Genomic DNA, 19,686 nt, shown 5'->3' on the forward strand with positions numbered 1-19,686 from the left:
CGTCCGGCCGCTAGAGCTCGACCTCGCCACCCTCGCCGACATCCTGCCCGGTGTCCGGCAGGGGCGGTGCGTCGGGCTTGCGCCGGATGATGATGTCGCCGTTGGGCAGCCGTTCGGGCATCTCGTAGGCCGTCATGTCGTCGATCAGCGTTCCGAGCGACTCCAGGAACGGCAGCATCTCCTCCTCGAAAAAGGGCCGCGCCTCCTCGAGCATGGGGCGCATGTCGTCCATCAACCCCTCGAGGATCATGCGAGAGCCCTCGCGCAAAAGGTCGAAGCCGCGTTCCGTTTCGGTTTCGGGGGCCTCCTGCGCCGTGGCGGGGACGGCAAGCGCGAGGCAGATCAGGGCGGTCGGCACGATGCGTCTCATGTGGACGAACATAGTGCAGGGGGCCGCGTCCGTTAAGGGGGGCTCAGTCCTCCGCGGCCAGGTCGAGCGTCACGGGGAAGTGGTCGGACGCCATGAGGAGCGCCCTGTGCAGCGCCGCGTCCTCGAGGCAGTCGCGGTCGTCGAACGGATGCCAGATCCGCCACCGCCGCGCGCAGGGCCTCAGGTTCGGCGAAACCATGACGTAGTCGAGCAGCGCCGAGAGCCAGCGGTTCTCGGAGGCGATGAAGAACCGCGCCGTCGTGGGCTGGGCGGCGACCCGGCTCTGAAGCGCGCGCCCGGCATGAGGGTCGAACAGCCGCGCCTCGGGCAGCGCGTCGGTGCCCGCCACGATCTCGACGCCGGAACGGCCGAAGAGGTGCTCGTATTCGTCGAGGCCGGGGCCGTCGTTGAGGTCTCCGGCCAGGATCAGCCGGTCGCCAGCCGACAGATGCTCCTCGATGCGCCGCCTCAGCCAGATGCATTGCGCCAGTTGCTTGCGGCGGTTGGCGATGGCGATGGTCATGGCCTCGGCCGCGTTCTCCGCGCCATGCGGCACCTTCGATTTCACATGGCAGCCGATGAAGCGGATGTCGCCCAGTGGCGTGCTCAGCGCGACCTCCAGCGGTGGCTTGGAGAAGGTGACGACGTCCTCGGTCGCGTCGATGTCGAGGTCGATGCGGAACGACGTGTCGAAGCGGGGCGCGGCCACTCCGCTGGGGCTTCGGCCATGCTTTCCGGCGACGGGCCCCAGCGGGTCGTGCCGCGCCGCGATCACGTCGGGATCGTAGAGCAGCGTCAGTTCCTGCTGCGTCTCGTTCGGAAAGCCGGCGAGGGGCGCGCGGGCACGGATGCCGGCGGCCGCCGCGAAGTTCGCAATCGCCGCGATGCCGTCATGACGGGGGGAGATGTCGGGCGCCTCGACCACGAGGATCGCGTCGGCGTCGATGGCCCTGAAGACCGTCGTCAGCGCGTCGATCTGTTCGGCGCGCGTCACGCCTTCGCGCGCCGAGGGCGCGCCGTCCCGCAGGAGGTTGCCCGGCGGGTCGAACACGGCGTGGAACCACTCGACGTTGTAGGTGGCCACGCGCATCGCCGATCACGCCGCCCCGCGCTCGGCCCTTATGGCGTCCCAGGCCGCATTGATCGCCGCCAGCCGCTTCTCGGCCAGTTTCGTCGCCTCCTCCGGCACGCCGCGCGCCATCATGCGGTCGGGATGGGTCGCGCGCACCTCGGCGCGCCAGGCGGCGCGGACGGCCTCCAGTTCTGCGCCGGGGTCCACGCCGAGAACCTCGTAGGCGTCGCTTTCCCCCGGAACGTGGCGCGCGCGCATCCGCCGGAAATGCGCCTCGTCCATGCCGAAGATCAGGGCCACCCGCGCAAGGAAGGCCTCTTCCTCGGGGTGGTAGGTGCCGTCTGCGGCCGCGATGTGGAACAGACCCTCCATCAGGTCGCACAGCACGCTGTCCTGCCCGCAGGGCGCGTCGTCGCTACGGAACATCCGGGCGATGCGCGCGGCGTAATCCTCGAACCCCGCGATGTCCTCGCGGGCGAGGTTGAACACCCGCGCCGCCGCGCGTTCCTCGGACGGCGGGATGCGGAACACCTCGCGGAAGGCCGTGACCTCGTCGCGGGTGACGCGGCCGTCCGCCTTGGCCATCTTCGCGCCGAGCGCGATAACCGCGATCGTGAAGGCCACGCTGCGCTCGGGCGGCGTGCGCAACCGCTCGAAAACGGCCGAAAGCCGTTCGCCTTTGCGAATGGCGGCCAGCGCCTCGGATATGCGGGTCCAGACCGACATGGACATCTTCTAGCGCAAAGGTTGCCGGAACGTCAGGGCCAAGCCGACGCAGGGCCCGGGTCAGAGCATCTTCTGCATCAGCACGAGGTCGTGCCAGCGCCCGAACTTCCAGCCCACCTCGCGCAGGCGCGCCGCCTCGTGGTAGCCGAGGGCCGCATGAAAGCCGATGCCGGCCACGTTTTCGCCCGAGACGCCCGCGAACAGCGAGTGGATGCCGCGCGCCCTGAGGTCGGCCTCGGCCGCGGCCATCAACGCCCTGCCGAAGCCGCGCCCGCGTGCCGCCTCGGCGACGTGGACGGAGTGTTCGAACGTGTGCGCATAGCCTGGCCCGCCGCGGAACTGGAATGCCGTCACGAACCCCGCGACGTCGCCCGCGTCGTCGGCCACGTTGAAGGACGCGCCCTCGGCGATCTGCCGCGCGAGGTCGGCCTCGTCCTTCTCGAGGGTCGTGAAGGTCGCCACCGTCTCGCGGATGACCCGGTTCCAGATCGCCGCGATGGCGGGCGCATCTCCTGGCCGCGCCGGCCGGATCACAGCACGACCTCGCCCCGCGGCGTCGAGATCACGGCCTCCATGCGGGGGACCTCCGCCGCGAGCACCTCGATCCGGGGATCGTCTATCATGGCGGCGAGAGTGGCGCGCAGGGCCTCGGCCTCGGGCGAGAACAGGCGCAGACCGGTCAGCCGCGCGCCCCGGTCGGGAAGCCGCGGCGCGGGATGCGCCTCGCCGCGCCATTCGATCATCGCGGGAAACAGGCCGCCGAAGGGCAGCCTGCCGTCGCGCGGCACCGCCATTCGCCAGCTCAGGTCGCCGCGCTGCAGGTCCCAAGGCACGCCCGCGCCCTCGGGCGCGGCGTCCAGCGCGGCCGCCAGGTCGGGCGTCCGGCAGATCCATGTAGTGGCGCGCGTGGCGCCTGCGAAACGGTCGAGGTCGAACCACCGCGGCTGCGCGGGGCCGGGCGCGCCCGGTTCGATCGCGATCAGCTCGAAATACTCGGCCGGCCCGAGCGACAGCAGACGGTTCCAAGTCCCCATTGCCGCATGCTGCCCGCCGGGCGCGAGCGGCAGCCCCAGCGCCGCCTCGATCTCGGCGGTGCCGGTTTCGAGCGCCTCGGTCGAGACCGCGATATGGTCGAGGACAAGCATTTTCGTCTCCGTCGTTCCTGCCGTTTCCCCGATACCGCGCGACGGCGTGGTGGAAAAGGCGGCACTTGCGTCGCGCCGCAGGTTGCGCCCGGACGCCTGCCGGGATTTCATCGGGTCATGACGAACCTGTCCGATCTCAAGGCCGATCTGCGCAAGGCGGCCTTCGCGGCCCGCAAGGAGGCCTTCGCCGAAGCCGCACGCGCGGTGCCCGCCGCAACGCGCGCGCTTCTGTCCGAAATCGGGGCGCCCGAGGGTCGCGTCGTGTCGGGCTACATGCCGATCCGCACCGAACTCGACCCGGTGCCGGCGATGGCCGCGCTTCACGCGATGGGCGCGCGCATCTGCGTCCCGGTGATCGTGGACCGGGGCCTGCCGCTCGACTTCCGCGAGTGGCGGCCGGGCGTCGAGATGGCCGAAGGGCCCTTCGGCGCGATGATCCCGCAAACCGGCAAGTGGCTGACGCCCGACACGTTGATCGTGCCGCTGGTGGCCTTCGACCGGCGGCTGAACCGGCTGGGCTATGGCGGGGGATTCTACGACCGGACGCTGGCGCGGCTGCGGGGCGCCGCCCCGCGCGCGGGCGCTTCGCCGGTGCGGGCCATCGGCTTCGCCTTCGCTGCGCAGGAGGTGCACGAACTTCCCGCCGACGCCACCGACCAGCCGCTTGACGCGCTCGTGACCGAGATGGGTGTCCTGCATCCCTGACTTCGCCGCTGGACGCGCCCCGTCCAAGCGCCTAATCGGTTAGCCATGAAGATCCTTTTCCTCGGAGACGTGATGGGCCGCGCCGGCCGCGCGGCCGTCACCGGGACGCTGCCGCGGCTGCGATCGGAGTGGCGGCTCGACTTCGTCGTGGTCAACGGCGAGAACGCGACCTCGGGCGCGGGGCTGTCGGCCGCCCATGCGAGGGCGCTGCTCGAGGCCGGGGCCGATGTCCTGACGCTGGGCGATCACGCCTTCGACCAGCGCGACATGCTGCAGTTCATATCGGGCGAGCCGCGCGTGCTGCGTCCGCTCAACTACGCCAAGTCCGCGCCGGGGCAGGGGGCGCGCCTGTTCGACGCGCCGGGCGGGCGCAAGGTCCTCGTCGCGCAGGCGCTGGGACAGGTATTCATGAAACGGCCCTTCGACGATCCCTTCTCGGCGCTCGACGCCGCGCTCAGGAGCTATCCGCGCGGCGGTCTGGCGCAGGCCGTGATCGTGGACATCCACGCCGAGGCGACGTCCGAGAAGATGGCGACCGGCCATTTCTGCGACGGCCGCGCCAGCCTTGTCGTGGGCACGCATACCCACGTGCCCACCGCAGACGCGATGATCCTGCCGCGCGGCACCGCCTACCTCAGCGATGCGGGGATGTGCGGCGACTACGACTCGGTGATCGGGATGCAGAAGGACGAGCCGTTGCGCCGCTTCGTCACCGGGATGCCGAAGGAGCGCTTCACCCCCGCCGCCGATGCCGCGACCCTCTCGGGCGTCTACGTCGAAACCGACGACCGCACCGGCGCGGCGACGCGCGTGGCCCCTGTCCGCGTCGGCGGGCGCCTGCAGCCGGCCGGCCCTTGAGCCGGGACCGCCTGATCCTGATCGCCCTTCTCGTGGCCATCGGCGCGGCGTGGGGGATCACGCAGCCCTTCGCCAAGATCGCGGTGTCCGAGGGCTACCGTCATTTCGGCATCATCTTCTGGCAGTTCGTGCTGGGCGGAGCGCTGCTTGCGCTGATCAACAGGCTGCGCGGGCGCCGCCTGCCCCGGGAGGCGCGGCACGTCGCCCTTTATGCGATCATCGCGCTGATCGGCACGCTCCTGCCCAACTCGGCAAGCTATACCGCGGCGATCCACCTGCCCTCGGGGATCCTGTCGATCGTGCTGTCGCTGGTGCCGATGATGGCGTTCCCCGTCGCGCTGGCGCTGGGCATGGACCGGTTCTCGGCGATGCGCTTCACGGGCCTTCTGCTAGGCTTCGTGGCGATCCTGATGATCGCGCTCCCCCAGACCAGCCTGCCCGACCCCGCGATGGTCTGGTGGCTGCCGATGGCGCTGGTGGCGCCGGCCTTCTACGCGGTCGAAGGCAACTTCGTCGCGCGGTTCGGCACCGAGGGCCTCGATCCCGTGCAGGTGCTGCTGGGGGCATCGCTGGTCGGCGCGGCGCTTGCGGCTCCGCTCGCGGTGATGACCGGTCAGTGGATCTCGCCGATGCCGCCATGGGGCGGGCCCGACCTCGCGATCCTTGGGTCCTCGGTGGCCCACGCGCTCGCCTATGCGGGCTACGTCTGGATGGTGGGGCGCGCCGGCGCCGTCTTCGCCGCGCAGGTCAGCTACCTCGTCACGGCCTTCGGCATCCTCTGGGCCTGGCTCCTGCTGGGCGAGACCTATTCGGGCTGGGTCTGGGGCGCCATCGCGGTGATGTTCTCGGGCCTGTTCCTCGTCCAGCCGCGTCCCGCGGCCCCGGCGCGCGTGCCGGCCTGACATCACGCAGACGCCGCTTGCAGGGCGCGCGGGCCTCCGTCAATGATGGGTGCCGGAGCCGGGGCGGGGACCCTCGGGGTGGCCAGGGAGCTTGAATGCTCGATCTCAACCTGTCGCAGACCGGGGAGGGCGTCCTTGCGCTCGTGATCCTCGCTGTCATGTTCGCGCTCTTTCTCGCCGAGCGCTGGCCGACCGAGGTCGTCGCCATCGGCACGGTCAGTCTGCTGCTCGTGCTGGGGCTTCTGCCCTACGAGGACGCGCTGTCGGTCCTGTCGAACCCCGCGCCCTGGACCATCGTGGCGATGTTCATCGTGATGGGCGCGCTCGTGCGCACGGGCGCGCTCGACCGTCTCGTCAAGCAGGCCGAGGCCCGCGCCGCCTCCAGTCCGGCCCGCGCGATCGCCACGCTGATGGTCGTGGTCGCCGTCGCCTCGGCGTTCATGAACAACACGCCCATCGTCGTGATCATGATCCCGGTCTTCGTGCAGGTCGCCCGCATCGCGGGGCGCGCGCCCTCGAAATACCTGATCCCGCTCAGCTATGCCGCGATCATCGGGGGCACGCTCACCCTGATCGGGACCTCGACGAACCTGCTGGTGGACGGCGTTGCGCGCACCCGCGGGATCGAGCCCTTCTCGATTTTCGAGATCACCCCCATCGGCCTGATCGTCGTGGCGTGGGGGATGATCTATCTCTATTTCTTCGGCCGGCACGTCCTGCCCGAGCGCACGTCCTTGGCCGCGATGCTCGGCGGCGGGCGGAGCCGCGCGAAGTTCTTCACCGAGGTCGCGGTGCCCGAGGGGTCGGCGCTGATCGGGCGCAACGTGAACGACGTGGACCTCTTCAAGCGCGACGGCGTGCGCCTGATCGACGTGCTGCGCGGCGACGCCTCGCTGCGCCGCGACATGTCCGGGGTCGAGCTGCAGGTGGGCGACCGCGTGGTCCTGCGCACCGACATGGCCGAGGTCCTCGGCCTCCAGCAGTCGAAGGAGCTGAAGACCGTCGAGAAGCTGAGCGAGGTGCGCACGACGACGGTGGAGGTCCTGATCACGCCCGGATGCCGGATGGTGGGCCGAAGCCTCGGCAACCTGCGCCTGCGGCGGCGCTACGGGGTCTACCCGCTTGCCGTGCACCGGCGCAGCCAGAACATCGGGCGCCAGCTCGACGATCTGGTGGTGCGGGTCGGCGACACGCTGCTTCTGGAGGGAGCGCCCGCCGACATCGAGCGTCTTGCGGCCGACATGGAACTGGTGGACGTCTCCGCCCCGTCCGAACGCGCCTACCGCCGGGACAAGTCGCCCATCGCCGTGGCCGCCATGGCAGGCATCGTGGTTCTCGCCGCCTTCAACGTCGCGCCGATCCTCGCGCTGGCGGTCGTGGCGGTGGCGGTCGTCCTTCTGACGGGCTGCATCGACGCGGACGAGGCGTTCTCCTTCGTCGAGGGGCGGCTTCTGGCGCTGATCTTCGCGATGCTCGCGGTCGGCGCGTCGCTGGAGCATACCGGGGCGGTGGGGCTGATCGTGGGCGGCGTGGCGCCGGGACTGGAGGACATGTCGCCCGTGCTTCTTGTCTGGGCGGTCTACTTCATCACCTCGACCCTGACCGAGCTTGTGTCCAACAACGCCATCGCCGTGATCATGGCGCCCATCGCCATAGCGCTGGCCGACGCGACCGGCGTGGACGCGCGCCCGCTCCTGGTCGCGGTGATGATCGGGGCCTCCGCCTGCTTCGCCACGCCCATCGGCTACCAGACCAACATGCTGGTCTACGGCCCCGGCGGGTACAAGTTCACCGACTTCATGCGCATCGGCATCCCGCTCAATCTTTCGATGGGGGTTGTGGTCTGCCTCGCCATTCCGCTTATCTGGCCATTGTAGGGAATCCACCGCCCTGCCGAGGAGCCAGCCCATGCCAGGCCTTCTGATCCGACTGCGCGAGAAGTTTCCCGACGCCTTCGTGCTGATCGTCGTGGTCGCCGTCCTGACCGGATGCGCCACCGCCCCGCCGCGCCCCGTCGAGGTGTCGCTCGACCGATCGACGCTGGAGGTGCGTCTGTCGAACGGCGAGACCTGCACCGGCCCGGTCGCGGTCGTGCCCGCATCCAACGGGCGCACGACGGTGTCGGGCGAGGGGCGGCTCGGGGGATGCGCCGCCGCGCTCGACTACCGGGTCGAGGGCGAGACGGGCACCAACCCGCTGCGGGTCGTGATGGAGGAGGTCTTCACCGCCCTCGGCCTTCCCGACGCCGTGGCGCCCGACGCTCGGGTCGAGATCACCGCCCCGGACGGGCGCGCCTGGACCTTCGCCTCGCCGCCCGCCCGCGCGCGGGACTGAACGCCCCTCAGAGCGGCCAGAACACCAGCAGCGCCGGGACCGAGACCGCGACGATCAGGATTTCAAGCGGCAGCCCCATGCGCCAGTAGTCGCCGAAGCGGTAGCCGCCGGGGCCGAGGACCAGTGTGTTGTTCTTGTGGCCGATGGGCGTGAGGAACGCCGCCGAGGCCGCGACCGCGACCGCCATCAGGAACGCGTCGGGGTTCACGTCGAGGCGGTCGGCCATGGTGACGGCCACGGGGGCCGCGACGATGGCGGTCGCCGTGTTGTTGAGGATGTCCGACAGCGTCATCGTCACCACCATCAGCACCGTCAGGATCGCCCATGCCGGCCAGCCGCCGGTCAGATCCACGATCGCATTGGCGATCAGCGTCGTGCCGCCCGCCTCCTCGAGCGCCGCGCCGAGCGGGATCATCGAGCCGAGCAGCACCACCACCGGCCACTCGATCCGGTCATAGAGTTCGGACAGGGGCACGACCCGCATCGCGACGAAGCCCACGACGACGACCCCGAGCGCCACGGGCAGGTAGATCAGCCCCAGCGCCGCGGCCAGAACCGCCGCCGCGAAAAGAGCGATGGCCGCCCAGGTCTTGCCCTCCTGCGTCACCGTCAGGCCCCGGTCGGCCAGCGTCATGCCGCCCAACCACGAGACCACGTCCTCGGCCCGGTTCGCGGGAGCGAGCAGAAGCAGGATGTCGCCGGGCCGGATTACCGTGCGCCTGAGCGCGCGCGTGATGCGCTCGCCCGCGCGCGCGATGCCAAGAAGCGTCGTGTTCTGCCGCCACGCGAGGCCCACCGATTGTACAGTCTTGCCGTCGATGCGCGCGCCCTCGGGCACGACCATCTCCACCAGCGCCACGCCGTTTCCCAGCGCGTCGGCCCCGCTTTCTGCCTTCGGCGCCTCGAGCCCGTGGGAGGCGCGGAATTCCTCGAGCGCCTCGGGCGTCGCCTCGATCACGAGGACGTCGCCGGGCGCGAGCTTCATCGTGCGACCCGTCCCGTAGCGCCGCCGCCCGTCGCGCACCACGCCGATCAGCGCGACGTCGGCCTTCGCGGTCTCCTCCTCGAGGTCGTGCAGGCGCTGGCCCGCGAAGGCCGCGTCGGCGGGCAGGCGCAACTCGGCGATGTAGGGCTTCAGCTCTTCGATCCGGTCGCCGCCGACGCCCGAATCCCGCACCGGGATCAGGCGCCAGCCGACCAGCGCCACGAAGACGAGGCCCGCCACCGCGGCGGTCGCGCCGACGGGCGCGAAGTCGAACATCGAGAACGGCGCGCCCAGCGCGTCCTCCCGGAAGGTGGCGATGATGATGTTGGGCGGCGTGCCGATGAGGGTGGCCATGCCGCCGAGGATCGTGGCGAAGCTGAGCGGCATGAGGCTGAGACCGGGCGCGCGGCCCGCCTTGCGCGCCGTGGCGATGTCCACCGGCATCAGGAGCGCCAGCGCCGCCACGTTGTTCATGAAGGCCGAAAGCACGCCCGCGACGCCGCCCATGATCGCGATATGCGCGCCGAGGCCGCGCGAGGCGTCGATAAGCGTCCGCGTGATCAGCAGCACCGCGCCCGAGCGCACCAGCCCCGCCGAGACCACGAGGACCAGCGCCACGACGATCACCGCGGGGTGCCCGAAGCCCGCGAAGGCGCGCTCGGCCGGCACGATGCCAAGCACCACCGCCAGCAGGAGCGCCCCGAAGGCCACCATGTCATAGCGGAACCGGCCCCAGAGGAGGAGGGCGAAGACCCCGGCGAAGAGCGCGAAGAGGATGGTCTGGTCTTGCGTCATGGGGGGACCTTAGGCGCTGAGGTCCCGCGGCGAAAGCGCAAGGCGCGTGCGTCCCGCCGGCCCCCTGCGCCGCCCCCCATTGCCCAAGCCCCGCGCCTTGCGCTAATGAGCGCGCTCAGGACAGCATGACATTTGAGGACCCCATGGCCGGCCATTCCAAATGGGCGAACATCCAGCATCGCAAGGGGCGGCAGGACGCGGCGCGCTCCAAGCTCTTCTCCAAGCTCGCCAAGGAGATCACCGTCGCCGCCAAGATGGGCGACCCCGATCCGGACAAGAACCCGCGCCTGCGCCTCGCCGTGAAGGAGGCCAAGGCCAGCTCGGTCCCGAAGGACGTGATCGACCGCGCCATCAAGAAGTCGATGGGCGGCGACGGCGAGGACTACGAGGAAATCCGCTACGAGGGCTATGGCCCGAACGGCGTGGCGGTGATCGTCGAGGCGATGACCGACAACCGTAACCGGACGGCCTCGAACGTGCGCTCGACCTTCGGCAAGCATGGCGGCAACCTCGGCGAGACGGGCTCGGTCGCGTTCATGTTCGACCGCAAGGGGCAGGTCGTCTACCCCGCCGACGCCGGCGACGCGGAGACGGTGCTGATGGCCGCGATCGAGGCGGGCGCGGAGGACGTGGAGAGCTCGGAGGAAGGCCACGTCGTCTGGTGTGGCGACACCGACCTGAACGACGTCTCCACCGCCCTCGAGGCGCAGCTGGGCGAAAGCGAGACCACCAAGCTGGTCTGGCGGCCGACCACGACGACGGATCTGGGGCTCGAGGATGCCCAGAAGCTCCTGAAGCTGATCGAGGCGCTCGAGGACGACGACGACGTCCAGACGGTGACGGCGAACTTCGAGATCTCCGACGAGATCATGGAGCAGCTCTCGGCCTGAGGCCATTGGGGGCTGCGGATCGCCGAACCCGCCCCGGACGAGGGGGAGGCGCCGCCTGCGGGACCTGAAGGCCCCTCGGCGGCGCCGGTGCCTCCGGCGGGAGTTTTTTGCAAGGATGAAGGAGGGGCGCGGGCCCAGGGCGGCCGATGCGCCCTCCGGTCCTGCGGGTCCCGGACATGGGCGGGGAAGGAAGATGAGCGTCGCGTTCACCGCAGGCTTCGCGCTGTCGCTCGGCCTGATCCTCGCCATCGGGGCGCAGAACGCGTTCGTCCTGCGGCAGGGGCTGCGGGGCGAGCATGTGACGCCGGTCGTGGTCGTCTGCTGCCTCTCGGAGGCCTTGCTGATCGCCACTGGCGTGGCGGGGTTCGAGGCGTTCGGACGCGCCGTGCCCTGGGCGCTGGAGGCCATGCGATGGGGCGGGGTGGCGTTTCTCGTGGTCTACGGCGCGCGCGCCCTGAAGGCGGCGCTTGCGGGCGAGGGCGCCATGCGGGCCGAGGGGGCGCCCGGCACGGAACTGCGGCAGGCCCTGGGGGCCGCGCTTGCGATCACCTGGGCCAATCCGCACGTCTACCTCGACACGGTCGGCCTGATCGGCGCGGTGGCGGCGCAGTACCGGCCCGACCACTGGGCCTTCGGGGCGGGGGCGCTGGCGGCGTCGTGCCTGTTCTTCGCCGCGCTCGGCTATGGCGCGCGGCTGCTTGCGCCGGTCTTCGGGCGGCCCGCGGCGTGGCGCGTGCTCGACGCGGTGGTGGGCGCGACGATGCTGGGGCTTGCGGCGAAGCTGGCGCTGGGCGCCTGAGGCGGGCTTGCAGTCGCGCCGGCTTTGGGATGTTGTGGCGCCCATCATGTCCGAAACTCCCAGCATCTCCGACAAGGCCGCGGCCTCGGCGCCCGGAAGCCGCCCGGTGATCGGCGTGTTCTGGATGCTCGTCACGGGCCTCTGCTTCGTGGCGGTGACGGCGACGGTGAAGATGGTGGGTGATGACGTTCCCGCCGCGCAGGCGGCCTTCCTGCGCTACGTTCTGGGGCTTGTCTTCCTCGTGCCGATGATCCCCGCGATGCGGGCGGCGACGTTGACGCCGCGGGTCCTGAAGCTGTTCGGGCTGCGGGGGGCCGCCCATGCGCTTGGGGTGATCTCGTGGTTCTACGCCATGACGCGCATTCCCATCGCCGAGGTGACGGCGATGAACTACCTCAACCCGGTCTATGTCACGGTTCTGGCCGTGATCGTCCTTGGCGAACGGATCTCGGCGCGGCGCATCGGTGCGGTCGTCCTTGCGCTGATCGGCGCGCTGGTGATCCTGAGGCCGGGTTTCCGCGAGCTCGATCCGGGGCACTTCGCGATGCTGTTCACGGCCGCCTCCTTCGCGGTGGGATACCTCCTGGCTAAGATCCTCGCCGACGAGGTGCCGGCGCCCGCGGTGGTGTTCATGCTGTCGGTCACGGTGACGCTGGCGCTTGCGCCCTTCGCCTACGCGGTCTGGGTGCCGGTCGGCTGGGGCGATCTTGGCTGGCTCTTCCTTACGGCGGTCTTCGCCACGGGGGGGCACCTGACGATGACGCTGGCCTTCCGCGCCGCGCCGCTGACGGTGACGCAGCCCGTGACGTTCCTGCAGCTGGTCTGGGCCACGGCCTTGGGCGCGCTGGTCTTTGCCGAGCCGGTGGACGTCTTCGTGATCCTCGGCGGCGCGATGATCATCGCCTCGGTCAGCTACATCGCGCTTCGCGAGGCGCAGCTGCGTCGCAGGGTGGCCGCGGCGGGCTCGGCGCCGGGCTACGGGGCGGCGGCGGCATCGGACACGCGCGGGGACATGCGCGGGCCGCCCTGAATTTGGGCACCGCGCGCCGCAACCGCACAGCCTGAGACCAACGAGCCATGCTGCGCCGCGGAATGTTGGCGGCGGTCACTTGTTGCCCATGTTTGCCTGCGTTGCCTTGGCGAAAGCGGAGGTTGGCATGACATTGGAAGCCGTCATATTCGGGGGGATGGGAAGCGTCGCCGAGTGCGCCGAGATCGACCGCGCGGCGTGGAACGGCGCGTTCCGCATGCACGACGTGCCGTGGAACTGGTCGTGGGACACCTATGCCGAGCTGATGCGGCCGGGCGGCGACCGGCAGCTTGCGGCGCGCTATGCCGCCCATCTCGGCCAGGTGGTCGAGGCCGACGCGCTCGACGCCACTCACCGGAAGCTCTTTGCCGCGATGCTGGCCGAGGAGGTGCCGCTGCGCCCCGGCGTGGCGCGGGTGCTGGCCTGGGCCGCGCGGGGCGGCCTGCGGCTCGCCCTGGTGAGCCGGGCCGAGGCGCAGCAGGTCACCGCGCTGCTGAAGGCCACGGCGCGGGGGCGGGCGGGCATCGCCTTCGACGTGGCGGTGTTGCGCTCGGACGTGGCGCGCATGGCGCCCGACCCGGAGGCGATGGCGCTGGCGGTCGAACGGCTCGCGGTCGGGCGGGGGCGATCGGTCGTGGTGGCGGACACGCCGGCCACGGCGCAGGCCGCGCGGCTGGCCGGGCTTCCCGTGCTGGCCTTTCCGGGGCGGCTTGCCGAGGCCGAGCCCGAGGAGTTCGGCGGCTGCCCGATGTCGCATGTGCTGACGCCCGAGGCGCTGGCGCGGGCGTGGCGCGGCGAGGTGAACACCGCCGCCGAATGAGGGCGCCGCGGGCCCCGGGGTTGATCTGGCTCAAGGCCGGGAGGAGGCGCGCGCGGCTAGGGTCGGGGTGATGTTGGCATAGGAGAGACACGCATGTCCCACACCCCGCACGAACTGGCCCAGGATTTCCCGCAGGACGCGGAGAAGATCCACGAGCTCAAGGTCTCGAACCCGCATTTCGCCAAGCTGATGGAGGCCTATCACGACGTGAACCGCTCCGTGCATCGCGCCGAGACGGGCGTGGAGCCCGTGGACCAGGCGACGGAGACCGAGATGCGCAAGGAGCGGATGCGCCTGAAGGACGAGATCGCGGGGATGCTGGCCGGAGCGTGACCGAGGGAAGGGGGCTCTGCCCCCGCCGCCTGCGGCGGCTCCCCCGGAGTTTCGTGCAAGGATGAAGCCGGAGGCCGCGGGCAGATGCGCCGCGGCCTTCGCGCGTCAGTCCTTGGCGTCCACGTCGCCGCTGTCGCCGCTGTCGTCGTCTTCCAGAGGCTCGCGGGTTACGTCCTGGGCGCCTTCCACGTGGGCCTGGAAGCGCTCGAAGAACTGGTCGGCCATCTTTCTCGCGAAGCTGTCGATCAGGCGCGAGCCGAGCTGCGCGAGCTTGCCGCCCACCTTCGCATCCACGTCGTAGCTGAGATCCGTCCCGCCGCCGTCCGCGTCGGCGAGGCGCACGTCTGCATGTCCCTTGGCGAAGCCCGCGACGCCGCCCTTTCCCTCGCCCGCGATGCGGTAGCTGGTGCCCGGCACGACGTCGGACAGGGTGACGGCGCCCTTGAACGTGGCCTTGACGGGGCCGACCTTCTGCTTGACCACGGCCTCGAAACCCTCGTCCGGCGAGCCCGTCAGCTCTTCGCAGCCGGGAATGCAGGCCTTGAGCACGTCCGCGTCGTTCAGGGCCTCCCAGACGGTGGCCCGGTCGGCGTTTAGCGTGCGCGTCGCATGCATTTCCATGATGACTTCCTCCGTGTCGTCGTTGGCTCAGGCGTAAGCCGCGGGCGCGCGCCCCGTCAATCTGCAATGCGGCCCGCGCGTCATTGCACGATCTCGTAGGGCAGGGTGCCGCGGTGGTCGGGATCGACCCGCAGCTGGCGCTCGAGGGGGGGGACGGCACGCTGGTGGCAATGGGCGCGCTCGCAGATCCGGCAGGAGATGCCGATGGGCTGGAAGGCCGTCTCGCGGTCGAGGTCGAGGCCGTCGGCGTAGACGAGCTGGGGCGCGTGGACGACCTCGCAGCCGAGCGAAATGGCGTGCCGGCGGGTGGGTGTGCCCCATGCGCCGCCGGTCTTGGAGACGTCGCGGGCGAGGATGACGTAGCGCGCGCCGTCGGGCGTCTCGGCGAGCTGGCGCAGGAAGCGCGTCGGCGTCTCGAAGGCCTGGTGGACGTTCCACAAGGGGCAGGCGCCGCCGTAGCGGGCGAACTGCAGACGCGTCGCGGAATGGCGTTTCGTGACCGTCCCCGCCTGATCGACGCGCGCGAAGAAGAAGGGCACGCCCTTCGCGCCGGGGCGCTGGAGGGTCGAGAGGCGGTGGGCGACCTGTTCGATCGAGGCGCCGAACTGGATCGAGAGCCGCTCGAGGTCGTGGCGCGTCTCGCGGGCGGCGTCGGCGAAGCGGGTGTAGGGCATCAGGACGGCGCCGGCGAAGTAGTTCGCCATGCCGATCCGCGCGATCTCGCGCGCCGTCTCGGTGGTGAAACGCGCGAGGTCGAGCGTGGCCTCCAGAAGCGGCGCCTGCGCGAGCAGCGCATATTGGTGGAGAAGCTGGAAGCGCTGCGTCTCGGGGGCGGCGCGCGGCGAGAGCGTCAGGATCCGGGCCTGCCGGTCGTAGCGGCGCACGCCGTCGCCTGTGGCCTTGCGCAGCGCGATGCCCATGCCGCTCAGCACCGCCTCGGTATGGACCGCGAGATCGCCCTTCGCCTCGCCCGCGAAGCGTTCGGCGGCTCGGTCCACGGCGTCGATGTAGTTGTCGCAGTAGTGGAAGAAATCGCGCACCTCCTCCCAGGGGCTCTGCATGGCGCGGCTGTCGTGTCCCAGCGCCTCGTCGAGGGAGGCGAGGCGTTCATGGGTCTGGCGATAGGCGCGGTGCAAATCGAGGAAGGCGCGCGCGAGGGCCGGGGCGTTCGACGCCGCGAGGCGCAGGTCCGACAGGGGCGGCGCGGCCTCGGCGAAGACGGGATCGGCCAGCGCCTCGCGCATGTCCGAGACCAGCCGCTCGGTGTCGCCCGATCCCAGCTCGGTCACGTCGAGGCCGAATTCCTGCGCGAGCCCCAGCACGACGGCGGTGGAGACGGGCCGGTTGTTGTTCTCCATCTGGTTGAGGTAGGGCAGGGAGACGCCGAGCTTGGCGGCGAAGTCTTTCTGCGTCAGGCCGAGGCGCGTGCGCACTTCGCGCAGCTTCGATCCGGCGTAGAGCTTGCGTGACGACATCGGCGCGGCCTCCCGAGGATTTGCAAAAGGGCCTAGCCGATTTTGCAAAGGCCTGGAAGGCCCGCGTCAGGCGCCGACGACCTCGCGCTCGCGGCGGATCGTGTAGAGGATGGAGCCCACGGCCATTAGCGAGGTGGCCAGCATGATCCAGATCAGCGGGTAGGCCCCGTTTCCGCCCGTCAGCAGCGCTCCCGCCAGCGCCGAGAGCGCGGCGCCGCCGCCGATCATGATCGCCCCGCCGAGGCCGCTGGCGGTGCCCGCCAGGTGCGGGCGCACCGACAGCATCCCCGAGGTCGCGTTGGGCAGCACCATGCCGTTGCCGAAGCCCACGAAGGTCATGAAGCCGAAGAAGACCAGCGCCGTCTTGAACCCCGCAAGAAACAGCAGGAGCGACAGGACAAGACCGGTCGCGGACATGATCGTGCCCCAAAGGATCATCCCGTTGATGCCGACGCGCACCGAAAATCGTCCCGAGATGAAGTTGCCGAAGAAGTAGCCGAGCGCGGGCGCGCCGAAGTAGATGCCGACCTCGGCGGCGGAAAGGCCGAAGACCTCGGAGCCGACGTAGGGCGCGCCGCCGAGATAGGCGAAGAACGCGCCCGAGGCGAAGGCCGCCGCGAGGCAGTAGCCCCAGAACCGGCGCGAGGCGAGAAGCTCGGGGTATTGGGCGAACTGCTCGGCGAAGCTGGCCGAGCCGCGCGCGGCGGTTTCGCCGAGATCGCGCCAGGTGAGCGCCAGCACGAGGACGCCCATGAGCGCGAGCAGCCAGAAGTTCGCCTGCCAGCCCAGCGTCTCGTCGAGGACGCCGCCGATCGCGGGGCCGATCATCGGCACGACCGCCATGCCCATGGTGACGTAGCCGATCTGGCTGGCCGCCTGGTCCTGCGGATACATGTCGCGCACGACGGCGCGGCCGAGCACGAGGCCCACGACGATGACGGCCTGCAGCATCCGGAAGGCGAGGAAGATCTCGATCGTGGGCGCGACAAGGCATCCCAGCGTGGCGACGAGGAAGATCGCGATGCCCCAGAGCAGCACGGGCCTGCGCCCGAACCGGTCCGAAATCGGCCCGATGAGGACCTGCAGGAGCGCGTTCACCGCCAGATAGAGCGCGACCGACAGTTGCATGAGCCGGTAGTCCGTCTGGAAATAGTCCGTCATCGCGGGCAGCGAGGGCAGGAATATATTCATCGACAGCGCGCCGAGACCCGTCAGAACGATCAACGTGAAGATGTGGGGCGGAGTGGCGCGGTCGAGAAAGCGCACCATGGGAGATGTGGACATGAAGAAGGGCTTAGGTTGCGGCTGCCACCTTGTCCATGTGCCCTGACGCACAGAGGAAGGGCGCTCCGCGCTTTGCGGATTTGCATATTGCACCACTGTATTGCGAATAAATTTGCAAATATGCCAAAGAATGCTCGCCTGTGCCGAAGGGCGTCTCTAGGGTGCGGGAAAACCGGCCCCCGCGAGGCCGGGCGCGACACGGGCAAACGCCACGGAGGGGACGCCGATGAAAGACATCCTTGTTCAGCTTGAACGCCGCCGCGAGGAAGCGCGGCTTGGCGGCGGGCAAAAGCGGATCGACGCCCAGCACTCCAAGGGCAGGCTGACGGCGCGCGAACGGATCGACCTCCTGCTCGACGAGGGCAGCTTCGAGGAATACGACATGTTCGTCACCCATCGCTGCGTCGATTTCGGGATGCAGGAGGCCAAGCCGCGCGGCGACGGCGTGGTGACGGGCTGGGGCACCGTGAACGGGCGTCTCGTCTACGTCTTCAGCCAGGATTTCACCGTGCTCGGCGGATCGGTGTCCGAGACCCATGCCGCGAAGATCTGCAAGATCATGGACATGGCGATGCAGAACGGCGCGCCGGTCATCGGGATCAACGACTCGGGCGGCGCGCGCATCCAGGAAGGCGTGTCCTCGCTCGCGGCCTATGGCGAGGTGTTCCAGCGCAACATCGAGGCGTCGGGCGTGGTGCCGCAGATCAGCCTCATCATGGGGCCCTGCGCGGGCGGCGCTGTCTATTCGCCGGCCATGACGGATTTCATCTTCATGGTGAAGGATTCCTCCTACATGTTCGTGACCGGGCCCGACGTCGTGAAGACCGTCACCAACGAACATGTCACGGCCGAGGAGCTGGGCGGCGCCACGACCCACACGCGCAAGTCCTCCGTCGCCGACGGCGCCTTCGAGAACGACGTCGAGGCGCTGTCCGAGATCCGCCGCCTGATCGATTTCCTGCCCCTCTCCAACCGCGAGAAGCCGCCGGTGCGGCCCTTCTACGACGATCCCGACCGCGTCGAGGAAAGCCTCGACACGCTGGTGCCCGACAACCCCAACCAGCCCTACGACATGAAGGAGCTGATCCTGAAGGTCGCGGACGAGGGAGACTTCTACGAGATCCAGGAAGAGTTCGCGAAGAACATCGTCACGGGCTTCATCCGCCTCGAGGGGCAGACCGTGGGCGTCGTGGCGAACCAGCCGATGGTGCTCGCGGGCGTGCTCGACATCGACAGCGCGCGCAAGGCCGCGCGCTTCGTGCGCTTCTGCGACGCCTTCGAGATCCCGATCCTGACCTTCGTGGACGTGCCGGGCTTCCTGCCGGGGACGGGCCAGGAATACGGCGGCGTCATCAAGCATGGCGCGAAGCTTCTGTTCGCCTATGGGGAGGCGACGGTTCCCAAGGTGACGGTGATCACCCGCAAGGCCTATGGCGGCGCCTATGTGGTGATGTCCTCCAAGCATCTGCGTGGCGACATCTCCTATGCGTGGCCGACCTCGGAGATCGCGGTGATGGGCGCGAAGGGCGCGACCGAGATCCTCTATCGCAGCGAGCTTGGCGACCCCGAGAAGATCGCCCGGCGCACGAAGGAATACGAGGACGCCTTCGCCAATCCCTTCGTCGCCGCCGAGCGCGGTTTCATCGACGAGGTGATCCAGCCCCGCTCGACCAGGCGGCGCGTCTGCAAGGCCTTCGCGATGCTGCGGCGCAAGCAGAAGAAGATGCCGTGGAAGAAGCACGACAACATCCCGCTTTGAGGGCGGGATCAGCCCGTTCTGCCGGAGCGTGAGATGACAGAGCCCAAATTCCACATGATCACGGGCGGCCCGCGCCCCGTCGCGCCCTTTTCGCACGCGGTGGAGGCGGACGGCTGGGTCATGCTGACCGGCCAGATGCCGACCGATCCGCAAGCGCCCGACGCGCCCCTGCCCGAGGGCATCGAGGCGCAGACGGCACGGGTGATGGAAAACCTTCGCGTCGTGCTTGCGGGCGTCGGCCTCGACCTGTCGCACGTCGTCCAGATGCGCGCCTACCTGACCCGGTTCGAGCGTGACTATGCGGCCTTCAACGAGACCTATCGCGGCTTCTTTCCCGAGGGGCGCCTTCCCGCGCGCACGACGATCGGTGTCACCGCGCTTGCGGTCGGCGCGCTGGTCGAGATCGACTGCGTCGCGCGGCGGCCCGGGCAGGACGGGAATGGCTGAGGATGCTGCGCGCCATTCCGCTTTCGCCGTTCGGATGGCTGGCCCTCGGGGCGGCCGTCGCCTCGGCCGGTCTGGCCGTGGCGGCGCTCAGGCTGCCTGCGGTGCAGGACGCGGCCTGCCCCTCGGACGAGGCCTACACGCTTCCCTCCGGCCGCGAGGCGCGGCTGTGCGGCGTCACGACCGAGACGCAGCCCTTCACCTCGGAGGACTGGCTGATCGTCAGGATGGTGGTTCCGGACCTGCCCGCGCCGGGCGCCGCGGCCGGCCATTCCGACCACGACTGGGCCTGCGCGCGCTTCGGGTTGGCGGCGCTTGGCGCGGCCGCGCGGCCGCCCG

At 70.0% G+C, this 19,686-nt stretch carries 22 protein-coding genes; 13 read left to right on the forward strand and 9 right to left on the reverse strand.

All coding sequences use genetic code 11. The features are described 5' to 3' along the window. Positions 1 to 10: 10 nt before the first annotated feature. From P6F26_RS03315 to P6F26_RS03335, 5 genes are read right to left on the reverse strand one after another with little or no spacing between them, the layout of a single operon-like run. On the reverse strand, positions 11 to 370 hold the full coding sequence (locus P6F26_RS03315; protein WP_278027219.1) for an AAA+ family ATPase: 360 nt from the start codon (positions 368 to 370) through the stop codon (positions 11 to 13). Between the two features lie 43 nt (positions 371 to 413). Then, complete coding sequence (locus P6F26_RS03320; RefSeq protein ID WP_278027220.1) at positions 414 to 1,460, reverse strand: endonuclease/exonuclease/phosphatase family protein; 1,047 nt, start codon at positions 1,458 to 1,460, stop codon at positions 414 to 416. A gap of 6 nt (positions 1,461 to 1,466) precedes the next feature. Then, complete coding sequence (locus tag P6F26_RS03325; RefSeq protein WP_278027221.1) at positions 1,467 to 2,168, reverse strand: J domain-containing protein; 702 nt, start codon at positions 2,166 to 2,168, stop codon at positions 1,467 to 1,469. A gap of 60 nt (positions 2,169 to 2,228) precedes the next feature. Continuing rightward, complete coding sequence (locus P6F26_RS03330) at positions 2,229 to 2,702, reverse strand: GNAT family N-acetyltransferase (protein WP_278027222.1); 474 nt, start codon at positions 2,700 to 2,702, stop codon at positions 2,229 to 2,231. Then, complete coding sequence (locus tag P6F26_RS03335) at positions 2,699 to 3,313, reverse strand: VOC family protein (protein WP_278027223.1); 615 nt, start codon at positions 3,311 to 3,313, stop codon at positions 2,699 to 2,701. Before P6F26_RS03335 ends, P6F26_RS03330 begins: the two co-directional genes overlap by 4 nt. 117 nt (positions 3,314 to 3,430) lie before the next feature. Between P6F26_RS03335 and P6F26_RS03340 the strand changes: the two genes are divergently transcribed. The 5 genes from P6F26_RS03340 (at position 3,431) to P6F26_RS03360 (ending at position 8,112) form a co-directional block, all read left to right on the forward strand. Beyond that, on the forward strand, positions 3,431 to 4,018 hold the full coding sequence (locus P6F26_RS03340; protein WP_278027224.1) for a 5-formyltetrahydrofolate cyclo-ligase: 588 nt from the start codon (positions 3,431 to 3,433) through the stop codon (positions 4,016 to 4,018). Between the two features lie 45 nt (positions 4,019 to 4,063). After that, the gene (locus tag P6F26_RS03345) at positions 4,064 to 4,876 is read left to right on the forward strand and encodes a TIGR00282 family metallophosphoesterase (RefSeq protein WP_278027225.1); all 813 of its coding nucleotides are present in this window, start codon (positions 4,064 to 4,066) and stop codon (positions 4,874 to 4,876) included. Continuing rightward, entirely contained in the window at positions 4,873 to 5,778 is a 906-nt protein-coding gene (locus P6F26_RS03350; RefSeq protein WP_278027226.1) for a DMT family transporter, read from the forward strand. Before P6F26_RS03345 ends, P6F26_RS03350 begins: the two co-directional genes overlap by 4 nt. Positions 5,779 to 5,873: 95 nt before the next feature. Next, entirely contained in the window at positions 5,874 to 7,655 is a 1,782-nt protein-coding gene (locus tag P6F26_RS03355; RefSeq protein ID WP_278027227.1) for an SLC13 family permease, read from the forward strand. A 31-nt stretch (positions 7,656 to 7,686) separates the two neighbouring features. Continuing rightward, positions 7,687 to 8,112, forward strand: coding sequence for a hypothetical protein (locus P6F26_RS03360; protein ID WP_278027228.1), 426 nt, complete (start codon positions 7,687 to 7,689; stop codon positions 8,110 to 8,112). Positions 8,113 to 8,119: 7 nt separating this feature from the next. On the opposite strand, the gene P6F26_RS03365 is transcribed toward P6F26_RS03360, so the two are convergent. Then, on the reverse strand, positions 8,120 to 9,892 hold the full coding sequence (locus P6F26_RS03365; protein WP_278027229.1) for an SLC13 family permease: 1,773 nt from the start codon (positions 9,890 to 9,892) through the stop codon (positions 8,120 to 8,122). Positions 9,893 to 10,035: 143 nt separating this feature from the next. Between P6F26_RS03365 and P6F26_RS03370 the strand changes: the two genes are divergently transcribed. The 5 genes from P6F26_RS03370 to P6F26_RS03390 all read left to right on the forward strand — a co-directional run bounded on the left by P6F26_RS03370 (position 10,036) and on the right by P6F26_RS03390 (position 13,764). Then, positions 10,036 to 10,782, forward strand: a complete 747-nt coding sequence (locus tag P6F26_RS03370; protein WP_278027246.1) for a YebC/PmpR family DNA-binding transcriptional regulator — start codon at positions 10,036 to 10,038, stop codon at positions 10,780 to 10,782. A 193-nt stretch (positions 10,783 to 10,975) separates the two neighbouring features. Beyond that, positions 10,976 to 11,581: a LysE/ArgO family amino acid transporter gene (locus P6F26_RS03375; RefSeq protein ID WP_278027230.1), complete on the forward strand. Its 606-nt coding sequence runs from the start codon at positions 10,976 to 10,978 to the stop codon at positions 11,579 to 11,581. 46 nt (positions 11,582 to 11,627) lie between these two features. Beyond that, a complete protein-coding gene (locus tag P6F26_RS03380; protein WP_278027231.1) occupies positions 11,628 to 12,611 on the forward strand; it encodes a DMT family transporter in 984 nt (327 codons plus the stop codon). A 127-nt stretch (positions 12,612 to 12,738) separates the two neighbouring features. Further along, positions 12,739 to 13,431 (forward strand): HAD family hydrolase, encoded by a 693-nt coding sequence (locus P6F26_RS03385; protein WP_278027232.1) that lies wholly within the window; start codon positions 12,739 to 12,741, stop codon positions 13,429 to 13,431. Between the two features lie 93 nt (positions 13,432 to 13,524). Next, positions 13,525 to 13,764 carry an HP1242/YdcH family protein gene (locus tag P6F26_RS03390; RefSeq protein ID WP_278027233.1) on the forward strand — a complete coding sequence of 80 codons (240 nt, stop codon included), beginning with the start codon at positions 13,525 to 13,527 and terminating at the stop codon, positions 13,762 to 13,764. A 105-nt stretch (positions 13,765 to 13,869) separates the two neighbouring features. On the opposite strand, the gene P6F26_RS03395 is transcribed toward P6F26_RS03390, so the two are convergent. From P6F26_RS03395 to P6F26_RS03405, 3 genes are all read right to left on the reverse strand, one after another. Further along, positions 13,870 to 14,385, reverse strand: a complete 516-nt coding sequence (locus tag P6F26_RS03395) for an SRPBCC family protein (protein ID WP_278027234.1) — start codon at positions 14,383 to 14,385, stop codon at positions 13,870 to 13,872. An 80-nt stretch (positions 14,386 to 14,465) separates the two neighbouring features. Beyond that, on the reverse strand, positions 14,466 to 15,860 hold the full coding sequence (locus P6F26_RS03400; protein ID WP_278027235.1) for a helix-turn-helix domain-containing protein: 1,395 nt from the start codon (positions 15,858 to 15,860) through the stop codon (positions 14,466 to 14,468). Positions 15,861 to 15,926: 66 nt separating this feature from the next. Beyond that, on the reverse strand, positions 15,927 to 17,144 hold the full coding sequence (locus P6F26_RS03405) for a multidrug effflux MFS transporter (RefSeq protein WP_278027236.1): 1,218 nt from the start codon (positions 17,142 to 17,144) through the stop codon (positions 15,927 to 15,929). A gap of 226 nt (positions 17,145 to 17,370) precedes the next feature. Between P6F26_RS03405 and P6F26_RS03410 the strand changes: the two genes are divergently transcribed. From P6F26_RS03410 to P6F26_RS03420, 3 genes are all read left to right on the forward strand, one after another. Beyond that, positions 17,371 to 18,903, forward strand: coding sequence for an acyl-CoA carboxylase subunit beta (locus P6F26_RS03410; RefSeq protein WP_278027237.1), 1,533 nt, complete (start codon positions 17,371 to 17,373; stop codon positions 18,901 to 18,903). 33 nt (positions 18,904 to 18,936) lie between these two features. Further along, positions 18,937 to 19,350 (forward strand): RidA family protein, encoded by a 414-nt coding sequence (locus P6F26_RS03415; RefSeq protein ID WP_278027238.1) that lies wholly within the window; start codon positions 18,937 to 18,939, stop codon positions 19,348 to 19,350. 2 nt (positions 19,351 to 19,352) lie between these two features. Beyond that, positions 19,353 to 19,686, forward strand: a 334-nt coding sequence (locus tag P6F26_RS03420; protein WP_278027239.1) for a DUF6497 family protein, incomplete at its 3' end; no start/stop codon positions are given.

Source organism: Roseicyclus salinarum, assembly GCF_029624655.1.
GTDB classification, from domain to species: domain Bacteria; phylum Pseudomonadota; class Alphaproteobacteria; order Rhodobacterales; family Rhodobacteraceae; genus Roseibacterium; species Roseibacterium salinarum.